This window comes from Variovorax sp. Soil_C_12, from assembly GCF_057657375.1.
In genome coordinates this window covers 85,548-101,995 of the sequence record NZ_JBDGIO010000003.1, presented here as the reverse complement: position 1 = coordinate 101,995, position 16,448 = coordinate 85,548, and the positions used below count along the sequence as shown (strand labels likewise).

Below are 16,448 nucleotides of genomic sequence, written 5' to 3'. Positions count from 1 at the left end.
CAACCGGCCTAAACTTTGCCCACCATGCACAACTCCCGCGCCATCCAGTGGGCGCAGCTCTTCGCGCTGCCCGACCAACCCGGCCTGCCGTTGCAGGGCCGCCTGCGCGCGGCGGTGGTGCAGGCCATCCTCGAGGACCGGCTGAGCCCGGGCGCGCCGCTGCCCTCGTCGCGCGAGCTGGCGGCGCTGCTGGGCCTGAGCCGCAACACCGTGACCTCGGCCTACCTGCAATTGATGGACGAAGGCTTCCTGGAGGCGCGCCCGCGCAGCGGCGTGTTCGTCGCGCACAACGCGCGGCCGCTCACGGCCGAGCTGGCCGAGCCGCTGGTGGGGCGCAGCGGGCAGTCGGGCCAGCCGCCCGAGTGGTCGGCGCGGGTGCTGCGCTCGCAGCTCGACCGGCCCACGCTCTCCAAGCCCGACCGGTGGCGCGACTACCCGTACCCCTTCGTCTACGGCACCTACGACCCGCAGCTGTTTCCCACCGAGGACTTCCGCGAATGCTGCGCGCGCAGCCTGGCGCGCTCGCAACTGCCGAACTGGACGCCCGATTTCGAGACCGACGACGTGCCCGACCTGATCGAGCAGATCCGCACGCGCCTCCTGCCCCGGCGCGGCGTGTTCGCGCTGAAGGAGGAGATCCTGGTCACCCTTGGCGCCCAGCATGCGTGCTACCTGCTGGCCGAGGCACTGTTCGACGAGCACACGCGCGTCGGCCTGGAGGAGCCGGGCCATCCGCATGCGCGCAACAGCTTCGCGATGCGCAACCCGAAGTGGGTGGAGATCGAGGTCGACGAGGAGGGCCTGGTGGTCGATGCGCTGCCGGCCGCCGACTACTTGTTCTGCACGCCGTCGCACCAGAGCCCCACCACCGCCACGCTGAGCCTGGAGCGCCGCCAGTGGCTGCTGCGCAAGGCCGAACTGCAGGACTTCGTGATCATCGAGGACGACTACGAGGCCGAGAATTTGTACGAAGGCACGCCGATGCCGGCGCTCAAGAGCCTGGACAAGACGGGGCGCGTGATCTACGTGGGCTCGGTGTCCAAGAGCCTGTCGCCGGCGCTGCGCCTGGGCTTCATCGTGGCGCCGCGCGCGCTGATCAAGGAGCTGCGGGTGATCCGGCATGCGATGGTGCGGCATCCCAGCGCCTTCCTGCAGCATGCCTATGCGCTGTTCCTTTCGCTGGGGCATCACGAGTCGCATGCGCGCCGGGTCAACCACGCGATGCAGGAGCGCCTGGCGCTGGCGGCGCAGGCGCTGCGCGACCACCTGCCGGACTTCGAGTTCAAGCTGCCCTCGGGCGGCGCCTCGATCTGGGTGCAGGCGCCGTCGTGGGTGGATGCGGCGGAGCTGGCGCTGATGGCGCGCAGCCATGGGGTGCTGATCGAGGCGGGCGATGTGTTCTTCAACAAGCCGCCGTATCCGTGTCCGTTCTTCCGGCTGCGCTTGTCGTCGATCGCGGCGGCGCAGATCCCGGCGGGGATCCGGGCGCTGGGGATGGCGGTGCAGGAACTGGCGCAGGCGCGCGGTGAAAGCCTGAGCGCCGGGCCTCGCACTCACTGACTTGCACCGCCCTCGTGCGCTGCGCACCAGAACAAGGGTAAGTCCCCATCCACTGGCTCCATGCCCGCTTCAGGCCTGGCACTTCCGGCTGCCCGGCGATGGGTGCAAAGTCCATTCAGCTTCACCACCAGGAGAAACGAATGAACATGTCTCGCCGCTTCACCCTCTCATGCGCGGCCTTCTCCGCCGCGATGGCCCTCGGCGCCGCCGCCCAGGCGCAGACCAAGGAGCTCACCTTCGCCCACCAGGACATGCTGGTCCCGCTGCGCCTCGTGATGGAATCGGGCGAGGTCGAGAAGGCCACCGGCTACAAGATCAACTGGCGCATGTTCTCCGGCGGCGGCGACGTGATCCGCGCCATGGCCTCGGGCGACGTGCAGATGGGCGAGACCGGCTCCAGCCCGCTCACCGCGGCGGCCAGCCAGGGCCAGGACATCAAGCTGTTCTGGATCTCGGCCGACATCGCCGACGCCGAGGCGCTGATCGCACGCAACGCTTCCGGCATCACGAGCATGAAGGACCTGAAGGGCAAGAAGGTCGCCACGCCCTTCGTCTCCACCGCCCACTACCAGCTGATGGCCGGCATGAAGATGGACGGCGTGGACCCGAAGACGGTCAACGTGATGAACATGCGCCCGCCCGAGATCGCCGCCGCCTGGGAGCGCGGCGACATCGATGCCACCTTCATCTGGGACCCGGTGCTGTCGCGCATCCGCTCCGGCGGCAAGACCATCGCCACTTCCGGCAGCATCGGCAAGCGCGGCGCGCCCACCTTCGAGGGCATCGTGGTGAACGCCAAGTGGGCTGCCGCCAACGAGCCCTTCATGATCGCCTTCGTCAAGGCGCTCAACCGCGCCAACGAGGAGTACAAGGCCTCCGGCAAGAGCTGGACGCCCGACTCGCCCCAGACCAAGGCCATGGCCAAGTGGACCAAGGCCGACCCCAAGGACGTGGGCGCGGCGATGGCGCTCTACAGCTTCCCGACGCTGGCCGAGCAGGTCTCGCCCACCTGGCTGGGTGGCGGCGCGGCCAGGGCGATGGCCAACACGGCGGTGTTCCTCAAGGAACAGGGCCGGGTGCAGGAGGTCAAGGCCGACTACAGCGGCTTCGTGACCACGGCCTACGTCGAGAAGGCGATGGCCAAGTAAGGAGCCCCCTGATGCCCACACTCGACATCCGCGACCTCACGGTCAACTACGCCGTCACGGGCGGCACGCTGCAGGCGCTGGCCCCGGTCAACCTGCAGATGCACGACGGCGACTTCGTGGTCGCGCTCGGTGCCTCCGGCTGCGGCAAGACCACGCTGCTCAACTGCATCGCAGGCTTCCTGCCGCCCTCCACCGGCGAGATCCTGCTCGACGGGAAGCCGGTCGCCGGCCCCGGCGCCGACCGCGGCGTGGTGTTCCAGAAGCATGCGCTGATGCCTTGGCTCAACGTGCGCGACAACGTCTCGCTGGGCCTGCGCCTGGCCGGCGTGGGCAAGGCCGAGCGCGACCGCATCGCCGAGGACAAGCTGGCGCTGGTCGGCTTGCAGCAGTACGCCGGCCGCGCCGTCTACGAGCTTTCCGGCGGCATGCAGCAGCGCGTGGGCATCGCCCGCGCGCTGGCCAGCGACCCGGCCGTGCTGCTGATGGACGAGCCCATGGGCGCGCTCGACGCCTTCACCCGCGAGCAGGTGCAGGAGATCCTGCTGAAGGCCTGGTCGAAGTCGAACAAGATGGTGTTCTTCATCACCCACTCGGTGGAGGAGGCGCTGTTCCTCGCCACCCGGCTGATCGTGATGAGCCCGAGCCCGGGGCGCATCTCGCACGTCTACGACCGCGTGCCCTTTTCGCGCCAGTACCTGTCGCACGGCGACTCGCGCAAGGTGAAGTCGGAACCCGAGTTCATCCGCATGCGCGAAGAGGTCTTGGCGATCATCCATCATCGGGAGCCCGCTCATGCCTGACGCCATCATCGCCTCGCCCGTCGCCATGACGCCACCCGCCAACAGTCCCGCGCAGCCGGCCGTCGTGGCCGCGCCGGCGAAGGGCGGCACCAAGCTCAAGACCAGCGCCTTCAAGGTGCCGGGCGCGGGCTCGAGCGCCACCATCAGCGTGGTCACCGTGGCCTTGCTGGTGGCGCTGTGGTTCATCGTCACCAACATGGGCTGGGTCAAGCCGCTCTTCCTGCCCTCGCCGCAGGCGGTGATGCAGCAGTTCTACGAATACGTCACCGGCCAGGCCAACGACAAGCCGCTGTGGCAGCACTTCCTGGCCAGCATGTTCCGCGTGTTCTCGGCCTTCGCCCTGGCCTGCGTCACGGCCATCCCGATCGGCATTGCCATGGGCATGAGCCGGGTGGCGCGCGGCATCTTCGACCCGCCGCTGGAGTTCTACCGGCCGCTGCCGCCGCTGGCCTACCTGCCGCTGATCATCATCTGGTTCGGCATCGACGAGCTGCCCAAGGTGCTGCTGATCTTCCTGTCCTGCTTCGCGCCGCTGGCCCTGGCCGCGCGCTCGGGCATGCGCAGCGCGTCGCAGGAGCAGATCAACGCCGCCTACTCGATGGGCGCCAGCTACATGCAGGTGATCCGCCACGTGATCCTGCCTTCGGCCCTGCCCGACATCCTGGTGGGCATGCGCATCGCGATCGGCTTCGGCTGGACCACGCTGGTGGCGGCGGAGATGGTGGCGGCCAACATGGGGCTCGGGCAGATGGTGCTCAACGCCTCCAACTTCCTGCGCACCGACATCGTGATCATGGGGATCATCGTGATCGGCGTGGTGGCTTACCTGTTCGATCTGCTGATGCGCTGGCTGGAGCGGCGGCTGGTGCCTTGGAAGGGGCGGATGTAGGGAGCGCCGCCGCCGGCTGCGCATCCATTTCCTCGACGGCCTGGTGCAGCAGGCCGCGCAGCCAGACCAGCCCCGGGTCGCGGCTGCGGTACTTGTGCCATTGCACCGACTGCGCCATCCGGGGCAGCACCACGGGCGCCTCCAGGATCGCCAGCGGCAGGAACTGCTGCGCCATGCGGCCCAGGCGCCGCTGGATCGTGGCGATGCGGTCGGTGCCCAGGACCAGGAAGGGCGCGGCGATGAAGCTGAAGGTCGTGACCTCGATGCGGCGTTCCATGCCGCTGCGCTCCAGGAACCAGCTGTCGAGCGTGGGTTGGCCAATGCCGGACGGCTGCACCTCGACGTGGTCGGCCGCCGCGTAGTCCGCCTCGCTCACGGCGCCGGCGCGCGCGAAGCGGCTGCCGTTCCAGACCGCACACACGTACTCCTCCTCGAACAGCGGCTCGACCGGATGGTCGGGCGAACAGTAGTTGCGCGGGACCACCATCATGTCGGCCTCGCCGCGCCCCAGCGCGCGCTGCGGCTGGTCCAGATGCGGCAGCGGGCATAGCTGGAAGCGCACGGTGCTCGACTGCCGGCGCGCCAGGGCGAGCAGGTGCGGCATCAAGGTGACCGTGGTGTAGTCGGAGACCAGCAGCTGGAAGGTGCGGTCGGAGCGTGAGGGGTCGAACTGCGGCTGCGCCGCGATGGCACTGTCGACGCGCATCAGCACGTCGCGCACGGCTTCCTTGAGGGCCTTCGCCCGGGGCGTGAGCTCCAGCGTGCGGCCCACCTGCACCAGCAGATCGTCCTCGAAAAAGGCCCGCAGCCGGGCCAGGGCGTTGCTCATGGCGGACTGGCTGAGGTGCACGCGCGCCGCCGCCCGGCTGATGCTGCCCTCGATGAGCAGCGCGTCCAGCGCCACCAGCAGGTTCAGGTCCAGCTTGTTGAAGTGCATGGCCGGCCTCCGCTCGTCGACACCCCGGCAGCGGGTGTCAGGTATTCGTCATATCAATGCGACCCATCGACCGAAACCATTTTACGGGCCGGTGCGGCGCCCCTAAGCTCCGCCCCACTTCCAATCGCCATTCCCATCCCCATTCAGGAGACACGACAGATGACGGTGCGCCAGAGGGAGAGATTGATGAAATCCACGCCGCTTGGGCGGCTGCACGCGAAACTGGTCTAGGCGCGCCATGGCTATCGATTTGGCATGTGAGGCCGTCGGCGACGGGCCCCCGGTGATCATCCTGCATGGGTTGTTCGGGGCCGGACGCAACTGGACGCGGATCGCCCAGGCGCTCGGCAAGACCCATCGCGTCTACCTGCCCGACGCCCGCAACCACGGGGCGTCGCCCCGCGGCCAGGGTATGTCCTATGCCGAGATGGCACGCGACGTGCTGGCGCTGATCGAGCGCGAGCGGCTGGGCCGGCCCTTCGTGATCGGCCACAGCATGGGCGGCAAGACCGCCATGACCCTGGCCCTCGAGCATCCGCAAGCGCTTGCCGGCGTGGCGGTGGTCGACATCGCGCCCGAGCGCTACGGCGATCAGTTTTCGCCCTACATGACGGCCATGCGGGGCCTGGACCTGGCGGCGGCCCTGGGGCGCCAGGAGGCCAGCGCGGCGCTCGCCCGCAGTCTCGAAGGCGAAGCGCCGATGGACTTCCTGCTGCCCCGGGTCTGGCGCAACGACGAGCGCTTCGACTGGCGGCTCAACCTGCTGGCGGTGGCCATGTGCATGCAGGACCTGTGCGAGTTCCAGCGGCCGTCGCGCCGGTGCTACGAGGGGCCGGCGCTGTTCCTGGCGGGGGCCTATTCCGACTACGTTCGGCCCGAGTCGCACGCGGGCATCGCGCGCATGTTCCCGCAGGCGCGCGTGCACACCATCCCCCATGCCGGCCACTGGGTGCATGCGGACCAGCCGGAGGCCTTGCTGTTGACGCTCCGGGACTGGCTCGAGGAGTCCGGAGCGCCGGACTCGGCCTGGCACCAACCACCGGCGCCGCAGGCACTGGCGGCGCGCGCATGACGAAGCAGCATTCGATGGAACAGTCCCTGTCCGACACCACCCAGCGCGCGTTCGACGGCTTCTGCTCGTACACGGCGTCGCAGGATTGCCTGCACGACAGGCTGGCCATGATCGGGCCCTGGCCCGACCACATCCAGGCCGGCAACGATGCGCCCATCCTGCCTCATTTGCCGTCCGGACTGGTGCTGGAGCACGAGCACGGGAGCGCCAGCGATCGTGCGGCCATCCAGTTCTGCGTCAGCGCGGCCAACGCGCTGCTGGCCGCCGCCCGCCAGCTGGCGGACGAGCCGCCCCACCTGCTGCCGCCGAAGGAGCGGGCGCAGCGGGTGAAAGATCTGATCCATGAAACCAAGGTGGCCGGCCGGGCCGCCTACCGCGCAGCGCTGACGCTGGCGGGGCAGGAGTGGAAGGAAGAGTGAGGAGCAGCGGCCTGTAGCAGTCGATTCGGGAGTGCCTGCTGCAGGCCGCTAAGGACCTGCCCCGTCAGCGGATTCAGCCGCCCGCCGTGCGGCTCGGAATGCCCAGGCCTCGCACGACCGCGGGGCGGGCCACGAAGGCCTCGAGCGCGCGCTTCACGTGCGGGAAGGCGTGGAACTCCACCAGCTCGCCCGCCTCGTAGAAGCCCACCAGGTTGCGCACCCAGGGGAAGGTGGCGATGTCGGCGATCGTGTAGTCGTCGCCCATGATCCAGTCGCGCCCCGCGAGCCGCCTCTCGAGCACGGCGAGCAGGCGCCGCGATTCGGCCACGTAGCGGTCGAGCGGCCGCTTGTCGTCGTAGTGCTTGCCGGCGAATTTGTGGAAGAAGCCGACCTGGCCGAACATCGGGCCGATGCCGCCCATCTGGAACATCAGCCACTGCAGCGTCTCGTAGCGGGCAGCAGGGTCGGCGGGCATCAGTTGGCCGGTCTTGTCGGCCAGATAGACCAGGATCGCGCCGGACTCGAAGACGGGCAGCGGCTTGCCGCCCGGCCCGTCGGGATCGAGGATCGCCGGGATCTTGTTGTTGGGGCTGAGCGAGAGGAATTCCGGCGACATCTGGTCGTGCGTCTCGAAGCTGACCAGGTGCGGCTCGTAGGGCAGGCCGGTTTCCTCCAGCATGACCGAGACCTTGACCCCGTTGGGCGTCGGCAGCGAGTAGAGCTGCAGCCGGTCCGGATGCGCGGCGGGCCACTTCTTCGTGATCGGGAAGGCGGACAGGTCGGTCATGGAGATCCTTGTGCTCGTGAATGGCGCAAGGCCGGATTCTGCCCCCGCTTCGGACTTTGCTCCGTCCCCCTCCCGGGAGGGTTGGGGTGGGGGCACCGGGTGCTTGACTCGTGCGAGCCTCAGCGCCCCGCGCCACTCGCGCTGAACGACCGCCCCTCCACCCGACCCGCTCCCCCCGATCTCCCGATCAGCCACGCGCACAAGGCCGACACCACCCCTGCAAACAGCACGTACAGGCAGATCTGCCAGGGCTCGCCCCCGCCCGACTTGAGCAGCGCGGTCGCGACGATGGGCGTGATGCCCGAGGCGAAGATGCCCGAGAACTGGTAGACGAAGGAGATGCCGGTGTAGCGCACCTTGGCATCGAAGAGGTCGCAGAAGAGGGCCGCCTCCGGCCCGTACACCGAGGCGTAGAGGATGCCGAAGGGCACGATGATCGCGAGCCACACCAGCAGCACGTTGCCGCCGCTGTGCGTCATGAGCCAGAAGCCGGGGAAGGCGGCGATGGCGGTGATCAGCGAGCCCCACATGTAGACCCTGGGCCGCCCCAGCCGGTCGGACATGCGCCCGAAGAAGGGGATGGTGAAGATCATCACCACCGCCGCCGCCATCACGCCCAGCAGCGCCTCGGTGCGGCTGATCTTGAGCGTGGTGGTGAGGTAGTTGATGGAGAACACGCCGAAGATGTTGAAGAACACGCCGTCGATGTAGCGCGCGCCCATGCCCTTGAGCACATTGCCCGGATAGCGCCGGATCATGTCCATGAAGGGAATGCGCAGCTCGGCGTTGCGCGCTTTCACCGCGGCGAACTCCGGCGTCTCCTGCACATGCAGGCGGATGTACATGCCCACCGCCACCATCACGCCCGACAGCAGGAAGGCGACGCGCCAGCCCCAGGCCAGGAACTGCTCGTCGGTCAAAAGGAAGGACAACAGCGCCACCACGCCCGAGGCCATGCACAGCCCGATCGCCAGGCCGATCTGCGGCAGCGAGGCGTAGAAGCCACGCTTCTCCTTGGGCGCGTACTCGTAGGCCATCAGCACCGCGCCGCCCCATTCGCCGCCGAGGCCGATGCCCTGCGCCACGCGCAGCAGGAGCAGCAGAATGGGCGCGGCGATGCCGATCTGCGCATAGGTCGGCACCAGCCCGATCAGGAAGGTGGCCACGCCCATGATCATCAGCGTGAGGATCAGCATGCTCTTGCGGCCGATCTTGTCGCCGAAGTGCCCGAAGATCACGCCGCCCAGCGGCCGCGTGACGAAGCCCACCGCGAAGGTGGTGTAGGCCAGCAGCGTCGACACCACCGGGTCGCTGCCCGGGAAGTAGAGCTTGTTGAACACGATGCCGGCGACCACGCCGTAGAGGAAGAAGTCGTACCACTCGATGCTGGCGCCTACCAGCGCGGAGGTCACGACCCGTCGAATCGCCTTCTCGTCCGTTGCGCTCATTCTTTGTCTCCGGTGAAGTGTCTGTGGGATGCCCTTCTGCGAGGGCGGCGGAACTCAGTGGGCGAGGGCGGTGGCGTCCTCGCGTATCAGGTCGACGGCCTTCTCGGCCATCATCACGGCCGGCGCGTTGGTGTTGCCCGACACCAGCGTGGGCATGGCCGAGCAGTCGACCACGCGCAGCCCGCCGATGCCGTGCACGCGCAGGCGCGCATCGACCACGGCCAACGGGTCGCTGCCCATGCGGCAGGTGCCGGTGGGGTGGAAGATGGTGGCGCCGTTGTTGCGGCAGAACTCCAGCAGATCGGCATCGCTCGTCGCCTCGGGCCCCGGCTTGAGCTCGCGCTTGACGTAGGGCCGCATCGCCGGCGAGGCGGCGATGGCGCGCGCCGCCTTCACGCCGGCCACCGCGGTCGCGCGGTCGAGCTCGGTCGCGAGGTAGTTGGGCTGCATCTCCGGCGGCTCGGCCGGGTCGCGCGAGCGGATTCGGATGTGGCCGCGCGACTGCGGCCGCAGCTGGCAGATCGACAGCGTGAAGCCCGACCAGGGGTGCACCTTGCCGCCCGCCATGTCGGCCGACAGCGTGGCGACGTGGAACTGGATGTCGGGCGTGGCCGCCACGGGCTGCCCATTCGCATCGGCCAGCGCGCGCATGAAGCAGCCGCCCTGGTTGATGCCCACCGCCAGCGGGCCGCTGCGGTGCAGCAGCCATTCGAGGCCCATCCTGGCCTGGCCGATCCAGGAGTTGAGTTGGTCGTTGGTGGTGATGGGCTTGGTGCACTCGTAGCCGAGGCGGATCTGCAGGTGGTCCTGCAGGTTCTCGCCCACGCCGGGGAGTTCGTGGACGAGCGGAACGCCGCGCTGCTCCAGCAATGCGCGCGGGCCGATGCCGGAGAGCTGCAGCAGCTGCGGCGACTGGATTGCGCCTGCGCAGAGCAGCACCTCGGCGCGGCAGCGCGCGCTCTTCGCCACGCCGCCCTGCGTGTAGCGCACGCCGACCGCGCGGCGGCTTTCGAACGCGAGGCCCTTGGCCAGCGCCTCGGTCGCGATGCGCAGGTTGCTCCGGCCCTTCGCCGGCTCGAGGTAGGCCTTGGCCGTGCTGCAGCGCCAGCCCTGGTGCGTGGTGAGCTGGTAGTAGCCGGCGCCGGCCTGCTCTGCGCCGTTGAAGTCGTCGGTGCGCTTCACGCTCAACGGGCCGATCTGCTGTGCGCCTTCGATGAAGGCCTCGATCAGCTCGTGCTTCGCGCCGATGTCCGAGACCTTGAGCGGGCCGTCCGCGCCGTGGAAGGCGTCCGCGCCGCGCTGGTTGCCTTCGGACCGGATGAAGTAGGGCAGCACATCGTCGTAGCTCCAACCCGTGTTGCCCAGCGCGGCCCAGTGGTCGTAGTCCTCGCGCTGGCCGCGGATGTAGATCAGGCCGTTGATCGAGCTGGAGCCGCCCAGCGTCTTGCCGCGCGGCCAGTAGATGCGCCGGCCGTTCATGTTCGGGTCGGGGTCGGTCTCGAAGCGCCAGTTGTAGGTGGGGCTCCACATCGTCTTGCCGTAGCCGATGGGCAGGTGGATCCACAGCGAGTTGTCGGCCGGCCCTGCCTCCAGCAGCAGCACCCGTGTCGCCGGGTCTTCGCTGAGCCGTCCGGCCAGCACGCAGCCGGCCGAGCCGGCGCCCACGACGATGTAATCGAACTCTTCTTCAACAGGCATGCAGGCTTTCGGCAATGGAACAATCGCTTCGGTCGTCGATGCTAGGCGATGGATTTTCGGAACGCAATGTTCCACTTTAGAGGTTTACCCGTATGACGTCTCCTGCACGCAAATCCGCTGCTGCCCCTGCCGTTGTCTCGAAGAAGCGCCCTGCGGCGCATGTCTCCGCGCCCGCGCCCCAGCCCGAGGAGCCGGCGACGGGCTCATCGGCCGAGCGCAGCCTGCGCCTGCTGGCCCTGCTGGCCAACGAGGGCCGCGCGCTCTCGCTGGCCGACCTGGCGGCGCAGCTGTCGCTGCCCAAGGGCACGGCGCATCGCATCTGCACGCAGCTGCTGGCGACGGGCTTCCTGGCGCGCGACGTGGACGAGCGCATGTTCAGCGTCGGGCCCGCGCTGCGGCAGCTGGCCTTCGACACGCTGAACCACGGCGTGGTGCGCGGGCTGCGGCACGAAGTGTTGTCGGAGCTGGTGCGGCAGGTGGGGGAGACCTGCAACTTCACGACGCTGGACGGGGTGCAGGTGCTGTACCTCGACCGCGTCGAGGCGCAATGGCCGCTGCGGCTGACACTGGACGTGGGCTCGCACGTGCCGCTGCATTGCACGGCGAGCGGCAAGCTGTTCCTGGCGCAGATGGCGCAGAAGGAACGCGATGCGGTCATCGGGCAAATCACGCTGACGCGCATGACGGCCAACACGATCACCGATGCGGACACGCTGCGGGCCGAGTGCGAGGCGATCGCCAAGCGGGGCTACTCGACCGATCGGGAGGAGTTCATCGCGGGGCTGGTCGCCGTGGCGGTTCCGGTGCTGGATGCCGCGGGGAAGCCGCGCGCGGCGATGGCGGTGCATGCGCCGACGGCGCGGATGACGATGGAGGATGCGATCAAGGCGATCGGGGCGTTGAGGAAGGCCGCGGGGAGGATGGCAGGGTTGCTCTGAGGCATGGGGGGTGAGAGCCTCACAGCCGCTCGCAGAAATCCATCAGGTGGTTGCGAAACCATTGGTGGCTTGCATCGCGCTCCGCCGCCTCGTGCCAGATAAGGTAGACGGGAAAGCTGGGCATGCGCAGCGGCACCGTGTGCGACTTGAGGCGGAAGTGATCGGCGTACAGATGCGCCATGCGTCGCGGCAGGGTGCAGATCATGTCGGAGGTCTGCACCATCACCGGCATCGACAGGAAGTGCGGAACGGTCACCGCGATCTTCCGCGCGAGGCCGCGCTTGGACAGTGCCAGGTCGATCATGGGCATGGTGTTGGTGCGCGGCGCGAGGACGACGTGGCGCAGTCCGAGGAATGTCTCCAGGCCGAGCTTCTCGCCGATCTCGGGGTGGTCGCGCCGTGACAGGCTCAGCAGCGTCTCGGTCAGCACGCACTGGTTCCGGTAGCCCGGCTCCTGCGGCACGAAGTAGTCCAGGGCCAGGTCCACGGCACCCTCGCGCAGCTCGCCCATGAGCTGCGCACTGGACTCGGGGCGGATCCTGATGCGGATGCGTGGCGCCACCTTGGCGAGCCAGTCCACGAAGCGCGGCAGGATGATGGTTTCGCCGTAGTCCTCCACCGCGACCACGAACTCGCGGTCGGAGTGCGCGAAGTCGAAGTCGCCGCCCCCCCGCAGGCCGCGCTCCAGCGCATCCAGCGCCTGGCGGATCGGCTCGGCCAGCGTCTTGGCGCGCGAGGTCGGCACCATGCCCTGGCCGCTGCGCTCGAACAGCGGATCACCCAGCCGGTCGCGCAGGCGCCCCAAGGCGTTGCTCACCGTCGGCTGCGAAAGGTGCAGCGAACGCGCAGCCTTGGAGATGCTGCGTTCCTTGTAGACGGCATCGAAGATCAGCAGGAGATTGAGGTCCAGCGAGCGAAGGTTCATGGGTCGCAATGGTATTTGGAATTTGAATATTCGCCATTTGGCAATGAAAGTGGCGGAATGACCTGACCCTCGGGACAATGCACTGCATACCGAAGGAGACAAGTGCATGACAGAGGCCGCAGCCGTCTTGCTGATGGACCGCCCGCTCGACGGCGTGGCGCGCCTGAGACTGAACCGCCCTGAAGCGCGCAACGCGTTGAACCAGGCGCTGCGCCGCGCGCTGGCCGAGGCCTTTGCGCAGCTGGACCAGGACGAGAGCGTGCGCTGCGTCCTGCTGTGCGGCGGCACCCAGTGCTTCGCCGCCGGCGCAGACATCAAGGAGATCGCCGCGCTCGGTGCGAGCGAGGTCTGGCGCCTGGCGGTGCCGCGCTATTGGAAGCCCATCGCCGAGTTCTCCAAGCCGCTGCTCGCGGCCGTGGCCGGCCCTGCGCTGGGCGGTGGCTGCGAGCTCGCGCTGCATGCCGATGTGATCGTGGCCGCGCGCAGCGCCCGCTTCGGCCAGCCTGAGGTGACGGTCGGCATCATGCCCGGCGGCGGTGCGACCCAGCGCTTGATGAAGGCGGTCGGCAAGTACCGTGCGATGAAGCTCATGCTCACCGGCGAGCCCGTGGGCGCCGACGAGGCGCTGGCCATGGGCATGGTCAGCGAAGTCGTCGACGACCAGGCGCTCGAAGGGCGCGCGCTCGAACTCGCCGCGCTCATCGCCGCGCGCCCGCCGATGGCGCTGCGATTGCTCAAGGAGGTCGCGCTGGCCGGCGCGGACGCGCCGCTCTCGACCGGCCTGCTGCTGGAGCGCCGCGCCTTCGAACTGCTGTTCGACAGCACCGACCAGAAGGAAGGCATGCAGGCCTTCGCGGAGCGCCGCATCCCCCGCTTCGCCGGGCGCTGAGCCGCTCCCGCCGAATTTCACTGACCGACAAAGGAAAAGACTTCATGCGTGCAGACGTTGCGATCGTGGGCTACGGGCGAACGCCCTACAGCCGGGCCAAGCCGGGTGAGCCGGTGCTTACCGTGGACGAATACATCGCCTGGGCCGCGGACCTGGCCCTGCAGAAGGCGGGCATGTCCAAGAACGACTTCGATGGCCAGGGCCTCGGCGTCTCGCATGCCGAGGTCGCCCACACCGTCAACTGGTCGGCCGCCACGGCCGAGAACCTGGGCATCAGCCCGCAGGTGCTGCTGCGCGGCGACCAGGGCGGTGCATCGGCGGCGTCGCTGCTGATCCGCGCGGCTGCGATGATCCGCGCCGGCATCGTCGACCGGGTGCTGGTGGTCGGTGCCGACACGCCGCTCAACATTCCCTCGCTGGCGCCGGGCCTGCCGCTGTCGCCGGAACGCACGCGCGGCGTGTACTGGGACTTCCAGGGGCCCTTCGGCGTGATGGGGGCGAGCGCGCAATTCGCGCTGGTGCAGACGCGCTACCAGCACCAGTACGCGCTGAAGTCCGAACAGCTCGGCAAGATCGCGGTGACCAACCGCTTCCACGCATCGCTGCATCCCGGCGCGATTTATCGCCAGCCCTTCACGCTGGAGGACTACATGAGTTCGCGCGTGCTGTCCGATCCGATTCGCCTGCTGGACTGCGTGCCCATCGTCAACGGCGGCCTGGCCTACATCGTGACCTCGGCCGAGACCGCCCGCACACTCACCGACCGGCCGGTCTACCTTCTCGGCGCCGGCGAGGCGAACAACTACTACCACGGCTCGCGCGCGCTGCCGGACATCACGACCACCGGCTATGCAGTGGCCGCGCCGCTCGCCATGCAGCGTGCCGGCGTGCGGCACGAGGACATCGACTTCCTCCAGCCCTACGACGACTATCCCTTCATCGCGATGATGACCATCGAGGACCACGGCTTCTGCCGAAAGGGCGAGGGCGGCCGCTTCGTCGAGGAGCACGACCTGCGCTTCGACGGAGACTTCCCGATGTCCACCGACGGCGGGCAGCTCTCGGGTGGCCAGCCCGGTGGCGCCATCGGCGGCTTCATGCCGCTGGTCGAGGCGGTCACTCAGCTGCGCGGCGAGGCCGGCGACCGGCAGGTGCGCGGCGCCCGCATCGGCATCGCCTGCGGCTTCGGCGGCATTCCCTACGGCCGCCCCGGCCGCACCTGCATTTCCCTCATTCTCGGAACGGAGCCCTGAGCATGGCAGACCTTTACCCGGACAAGCCGCAGCCCACCATCACCGACCTCACGCGGCCGTTCTGGGCCGGCGCCAGAGAGGGCCGGCTCATGCTGCAGAAATGCCGGCGCTGCGCGACTTTCAACTTCCATCCGAAGCCCTGGTGCATCGAATGCGGCAGCCGCGAGCTGGACTGGACCGAGGCCCGACCCTTCGGTACCGTGTACTCGCACACCGTGTCGCGATCGGTCGCGATGAACTACCCCGGCTGGGAAGCCGAGCTGCCGGTCGTGATGTGCCTGATCGACCTGGACGACGGCGCGCGCATGTACGGGCAGCTCACCGACTGCGCGCCCGGCCAGGTGCGCATCGGCATGCGCGTCGAGGCGCATTTCCAGGCCATCGGCGCGGAGGCCGGCATCCCGCGCTTCCGGCCTTTGCGCGAAGGCGCTGCCGGGGAGCGCTGACCATGGCGCACGACATCCCCGACGCGCAGACCCTGCGAAAGGCGGCCATGCGCGACGTGCCCTTCGACTGGAAGGATGCGCTGCGCTTCGACGACCTGCTGACGCCCGAGGAGATCATGATCCGCGACGCCGCCCGCGACTATGCGCAGGGGCAGCTGATGCCGCGCATCCGCGATGCGCACCGGCACGAGACCTTCGACGTCGGCGTGATGCGCGAGATGGCCGAGCTCGGCTTCCTCGGCGCGACCATCGAGGGCTTCGGCTGCGCCGGCATCAGCTACGTGGGCTACGGGCTGATTGCGCGCGAGTTCGAGCGGGTCGACACCTGCTTCCGTTCGGCGCTCGGCGTGCAGACGACGCTCAGCATGACGCCGATCTACCTGTTCGGAAGCCAGGAGCAGCGCGAGCGCTACCTGCCGGCCATGGCGCGCGCGGACAAGCTGGGTTGCTTCGGCCTCACGGAGCCGGACCACGGGTCCGATCCCGGCAGCATGAACAGCCGGGCACGCAAGGTGGAGGGCGGCTATCGCCTGTCGGGCACCAAGACCTGGATCACGCACGCGCCGATCGCGGACGTGATGGTCGTCTGGGCCAAGGACGACGATGGCCGCATCGGCGGCTTCATCCTCGAGCGCGGCATGAAGGGTCTCGCCACGAGCAAGATCGAGGGCAAGTTCTCGGTGCGCGCATCGCCCACGGGCCAGATCATGATGGACGACGTCTTCGTGCCCGAGTCGCAGCGCCTGCCCGGTGCCAGCGGCATCGGCGCCCCCTTTGCCTGCCTGAACAACGCGCGCTTCGGCATCTGCTGGGGTGCGCTGGGCGCGGCCGAGTTCTGCTGGCATGCGGCTCGTCAGTACGCGCTGGACCGCAAGCAGTTCGGCCGGCCGCTGGCGGCCAACCAGCTGGTGCAGAAGAAGCTGGCCGACATGCAGACCGAAATCGTTCTGGGCCTGCACGCCTGTCTGCACCTGAGCCGGCTGCGCGACCAAGGCCGTGCCAGCCCGGAGATGGTGTCGCTGCTCAAGCGCAACTGCGCGGGCAAGGCGCTGGACATCGCGCGCGCCGCGCGCGACGTGCATGGCGGCAACGGCATCTCCGACGAATATCACGTGATCCGCCACGTGCTCAACCTCGAGACCGTCAACACGCTCGAGGGTACACACGACATCCATGCGTTGGTGCTGGGCCGGGCCCAGACGGGCATTTCCGCCTTTTCCAATTGACGCCAACTGACAC

Annotated in this window: 16 protein-coding genes; 11 read left to right on the top strand and 5 right to left on the bottom strand. The window is 68.7% G+C overall.

What is annotated here, in order from left to right; translation table 11 throughout:
• The first annotated feature begins 24 nt into the window (after positions 1–24).
• From pdxR to AC3A6X_RS09125, 4 genes are all read left to right on the top strand, one after another.
• The gene (gene pdxR, locus AC3A6X_RS09140; RefSeq protein WP_487841902.1) at positions 25–1,560 is read left to right on the top strand and encodes a MocR-like pyridoxine biosynthesis transcription factor PdxR; all 1,536 of its coding nucleotides are present in this window, start codon (positions 25–27) and stop codon (positions 1,558–1,560) included.
• Positions 1,561–1,700: 140 nt separating this feature from the next.
• The gene (gene tauA, locus AC3A6X_RS09135; protein WP_487841901.1) at positions 1,701–2,708 is read left to right on the top strand and encodes a taurine ABC transporter substrate-binding protein; all 1,008 of its coding nucleotides are present in this window, start codon (positions 1,701–1,703) and stop codon (positions 2,706–2,708) included.
• Positions 2,709–2,719: 11 nt separating this feature from the next.
• On the top strand, positions 2,720–3,508 hold the full coding sequence (locus tag AC3A6X_RS09130) for a taurine ABC transporter ATP-binding protein (RefSeq protein WP_309965846.1): 789 nt from the start codon (positions 2,720–2,722) through the stop codon (positions 3,506–3,508).
• Positions 3,501–4,397 carry an ABC transporter permease subunit gene (locus AC3A6X_RS09125; protein WP_487841900.1) on the top strand — a complete coding sequence of 299 codons (897 nt, stop codon included), beginning with the start codon at positions 3,501–3,503 and terminating at the stop codon, positions 4,395–4,397. Before AC3A6X_RS09130 ends, AC3A6X_RS09125 begins: the two co-directional genes overlap by 8 nt.
• On the opposite strand, the gene AC3A6X_RS09120 is transcribed toward AC3A6X_RS09125, so the two are convergent.
• Entirely contained in the window at positions 4,309–5,334 is a 1,026-nt protein-coding gene (locus AC3A6X_RS09120; protein ID WP_487841899.1) for a LysR family transcriptional regulator, read from the bottom strand. The genes AC3A6X_RS09125 and AC3A6X_RS09120 overlap by 89 nt on opposite strands.
• A gap of 238 nt (positions 5,335–5,572) precedes the next feature.
• On the opposite strand from AC3A6X_RS09120, the gene AC3A6X_RS09115 reads away from it, so the two are divergent.
• Both AC3A6X_RS09115 and AC3A6X_RS09110 read left to right on the top strand, forming a co-directional pair.
• The gene (locus AC3A6X_RS09115; RefSeq protein WP_487841898.1) at positions 5,573–6,406 is read left to right on the top strand and encodes an alpha/beta fold hydrolase; all 834 of its coding nucleotides are present in this window, start codon (positions 5,573–5,575) and stop codon (positions 6,404–6,406) included.
• Positions 6,403–6,825 carry a hypothetical protein gene (locus AC3A6X_RS09110; protein WP_487841897.1) on the top strand — a complete coding sequence of 141 codons (423 nt, stop codon included), beginning with the start codon at positions 6,403–6,405 and terminating at the stop codon, positions 6,823–6,825. Before AC3A6X_RS09115 ends, AC3A6X_RS09110 begins: the two co-directional genes overlap by 4 nt.
• 73 nt (positions 6,826–6,898) lie before the next feature.
• Here the strand turns inward: AC3A6X_RS09110 and AC3A6X_RS09105 are convergent, their stop codons facing one another.
• The 3 genes from AC3A6X_RS09105 to AC3A6X_RS09095 form a co-directional block, all read right to left on the bottom strand.
• Entirely contained in the window at positions 6,899–7,612 is a 714-nt protein-coding gene (locus AC3A6X_RS09105) for a glutathione binding-like protein (protein WP_487841896.1), read from the bottom strand.
• 119 nt (positions 7,613–7,731) lie between these two features.
• Positions 7,732–9,060 (bottom strand): MFS transporter, encoded by a 1,329-nt coding sequence (locus AC3A6X_RS09100; protein ID WP_487841895.1) that lies wholly within the window; start codon positions 9,058–9,060, stop codon positions 7,732–7,734.
• 54 nt (positions 9,061–9,114) lie between these two features.
• On the bottom strand, positions 9,115–10,758 hold the full coding sequence (locus tag AC3A6X_RS09095) for a GMC family oxidoreductase (protein ID WP_487841894.1): 1,644 nt from the start codon (positions 10,756–10,758) through the stop codon (positions 9,115–9,117).
• A gap of 92 nt (positions 10,759–10,850) precedes the next feature.
• Here AC3A6X_RS09095 and AC3A6X_RS09090 point away from each other — a divergent pair, with 92 nt between their 5' ends.
• Entirely contained in the window at positions 10,851–11,696 is an 846-nt protein-coding gene (locus AC3A6X_RS09090) for an IclR family transcriptional regulator (protein ID WP_487841893.1), read from the top strand.
• Between the two features lie 19 nt (positions 11,697–11,715).
• On the opposite strand, the gene AC3A6X_RS09085 is transcribed toward AC3A6X_RS09090, so the two are convergent.
• The gene (locus AC3A6X_RS09085; protein ID WP_487841892.1) at positions 11,716–12,621 is read right to left on the bottom strand and encodes a LysR family transcriptional regulator; all 906 of its coding nucleotides are present in this window, start codon (positions 12,619–12,621) and stop codon (positions 11,716–11,718) included.
• A gap of 106 nt (positions 12,622–12,727) precedes the next feature.
• Here AC3A6X_RS09085 and AC3A6X_RS09080 point away from each other — a divergent pair, with 106 nt between their 5' ends.
• The 4 genes from AC3A6X_RS09080 to AC3A6X_RS09065 are packed head-to-tail and all read left to right on the top strand — an operon-like array spanning position 12,728 to position 16,435.
• The gene (locus tag AC3A6X_RS09080; protein WP_487841891.1) at positions 12,728–13,510 is read left to right on the top strand and encodes an enoyl-CoA hydratase-related protein; all 783 of its coding nucleotides are present in this window, start codon (positions 12,728–12,730) and stop codon (positions 13,508–13,510) included.
• Positions 13,511–13,554: 44 nt separating this feature from the next.
• A complete protein-coding gene (locus AC3A6X_RS09075) occupies positions 13,555–14,763 on the top strand; it encodes a thiolase family protein (RefSeq protein ID WP_487841890.1) in 1,209 nt (402 codons plus the stop codon).
• Positions 14,764–14,765: 2 nt separating this feature from the next.
• Positions 14,766–15,209, top strand: a complete 444-nt coding sequence (locus tag AC3A6X_RS09070; protein ID WP_487841889.1) for a Zn-ribbon domain-containing OB-fold protein — start codon at positions 14,766–14,768, stop codon at positions 15,207–15,209.
• Positions 15,210–15,256: 47 nt separating this feature from the next.
• A complete protein-coding gene (locus AC3A6X_RS09065) occupies positions 15,257–16,435 on the top strand; it encodes an acyl-CoA dehydrogenase (RefSeq protein WP_487842419.1) in 1,179 nt (392 codons plus the stop codon).
• Positions 16,436–16,448 lie beyond the last annotated feature (13 nt).

Bases quoted from the DNA above. Each gene is read 5' to 3' on its own strand.
- pdxR (WP_487841902.1), top strand. From the start codon at position 25: ATGCACAACTCCCGCGCCATCCAGTGGGCGCAGCTCTTCGCGCTGCCC.
- tauA (WP_487841901.1), top strand. From the start codon at position 1,701: ATGAACATGTCTCGCCGCTTCACCCTCTCATGCGCGGCCTTCTCCGCC.
- AC3A6X_RS09130 (WP_309965846.1), top strand. From the start codon at position 2,720: ATGCCCACACTCGACATCCGCGACCTCACGGTCAACTACGCCGTCACG.
- AC3A6X_RS09125 (WP_487841900.1), top strand. From the start codon at position 3,501: ATGCCTGACGCCATCATCGCCTCGCCCGTCGCCATGACGCCACCCGCC.
- AC3A6X_RS09120 (WP_487841899.1), bottom strand. From the start codon at position 5,334: ATGCACTTCAACAAGCTGGACCTGAACCTGCTGGTGGCGCTGGACGCG.
- AC3A6X_RS09115 (WP_487841898.1), top strand. From the start codon at position 5,573: ATGGCTATCGATTTGGCATGTGAGGCCGTCGGCGACGGGCCCCCGGTG.
- AC3A6X_RS09110 (WP_487841897.1), top strand. From the start codon at position 6,403: ATGACGAAGCAGCATTCGATGGAACAGTCCCTGTCCGACACCACCCAG.
- AC3A6X_RS09105 (WP_487841896.1), bottom strand. From the start codon at position 7,612: ATGACCGACCTGTCCGCCTTCCCGATCACGAAGAAGTGGCCCGCCGCG.
- AC3A6X_RS09100 (WP_487841895.1), bottom strand. From the start codon at position 9,060: ATGAGCGCAACGGACGAGAAGGCGATTCGACGGGTCGTGACCTCCGCG.
- AC3A6X_RS09095 (WP_487841894.1), bottom strand. From the start codon at position 10,758: ATGCCTGTTGAAGAAGAGTTCGATTACATCGTCGTGGGCGCCGGCTCG.
- AC3A6X_RS09090 (WP_487841893.1), top strand. From the start codon at position 10,851: ATGACGTCTCCTGCACGCAAATCCGCTGCTGCCCCTGCCGTTGTCTCG.
- AC3A6X_RS09085 (WP_487841892.1), bottom strand. From the start codon at position 12,621: ATGAACCTTCGCTCGCTGGACCTCAATCTCCTGCTGATCTTCGATGCC.
- AC3A6X_RS09080 (WP_487841891.1), top strand. From the start codon at position 12,728: ATGACAGAGGCCGCAGCCGTCTTGCTGATGGACCGCCCGCTCGACGGC.
- AC3A6X_RS09075 (WP_487841890.1), top strand. From the start codon at position 13,555: ATGCGTGCAGACGTTGCGATCGTGGGCTACGGGCGAACGCCCTACAGC.
- AC3A6X_RS09070 (WP_487841889.1), top strand. From the start codon at position 14,766: ATGGCAGACCTTTACCCGGACAAGCCGCAGCCCACCATCACCGACCTC.
- AC3A6X_RS09065 (WP_487842419.1), top strand. From the start codon at position 15,257: ATGCGCGACGTGCCCTTCGACTGGAAGGATGCGCTGCGCTTCGACGAC.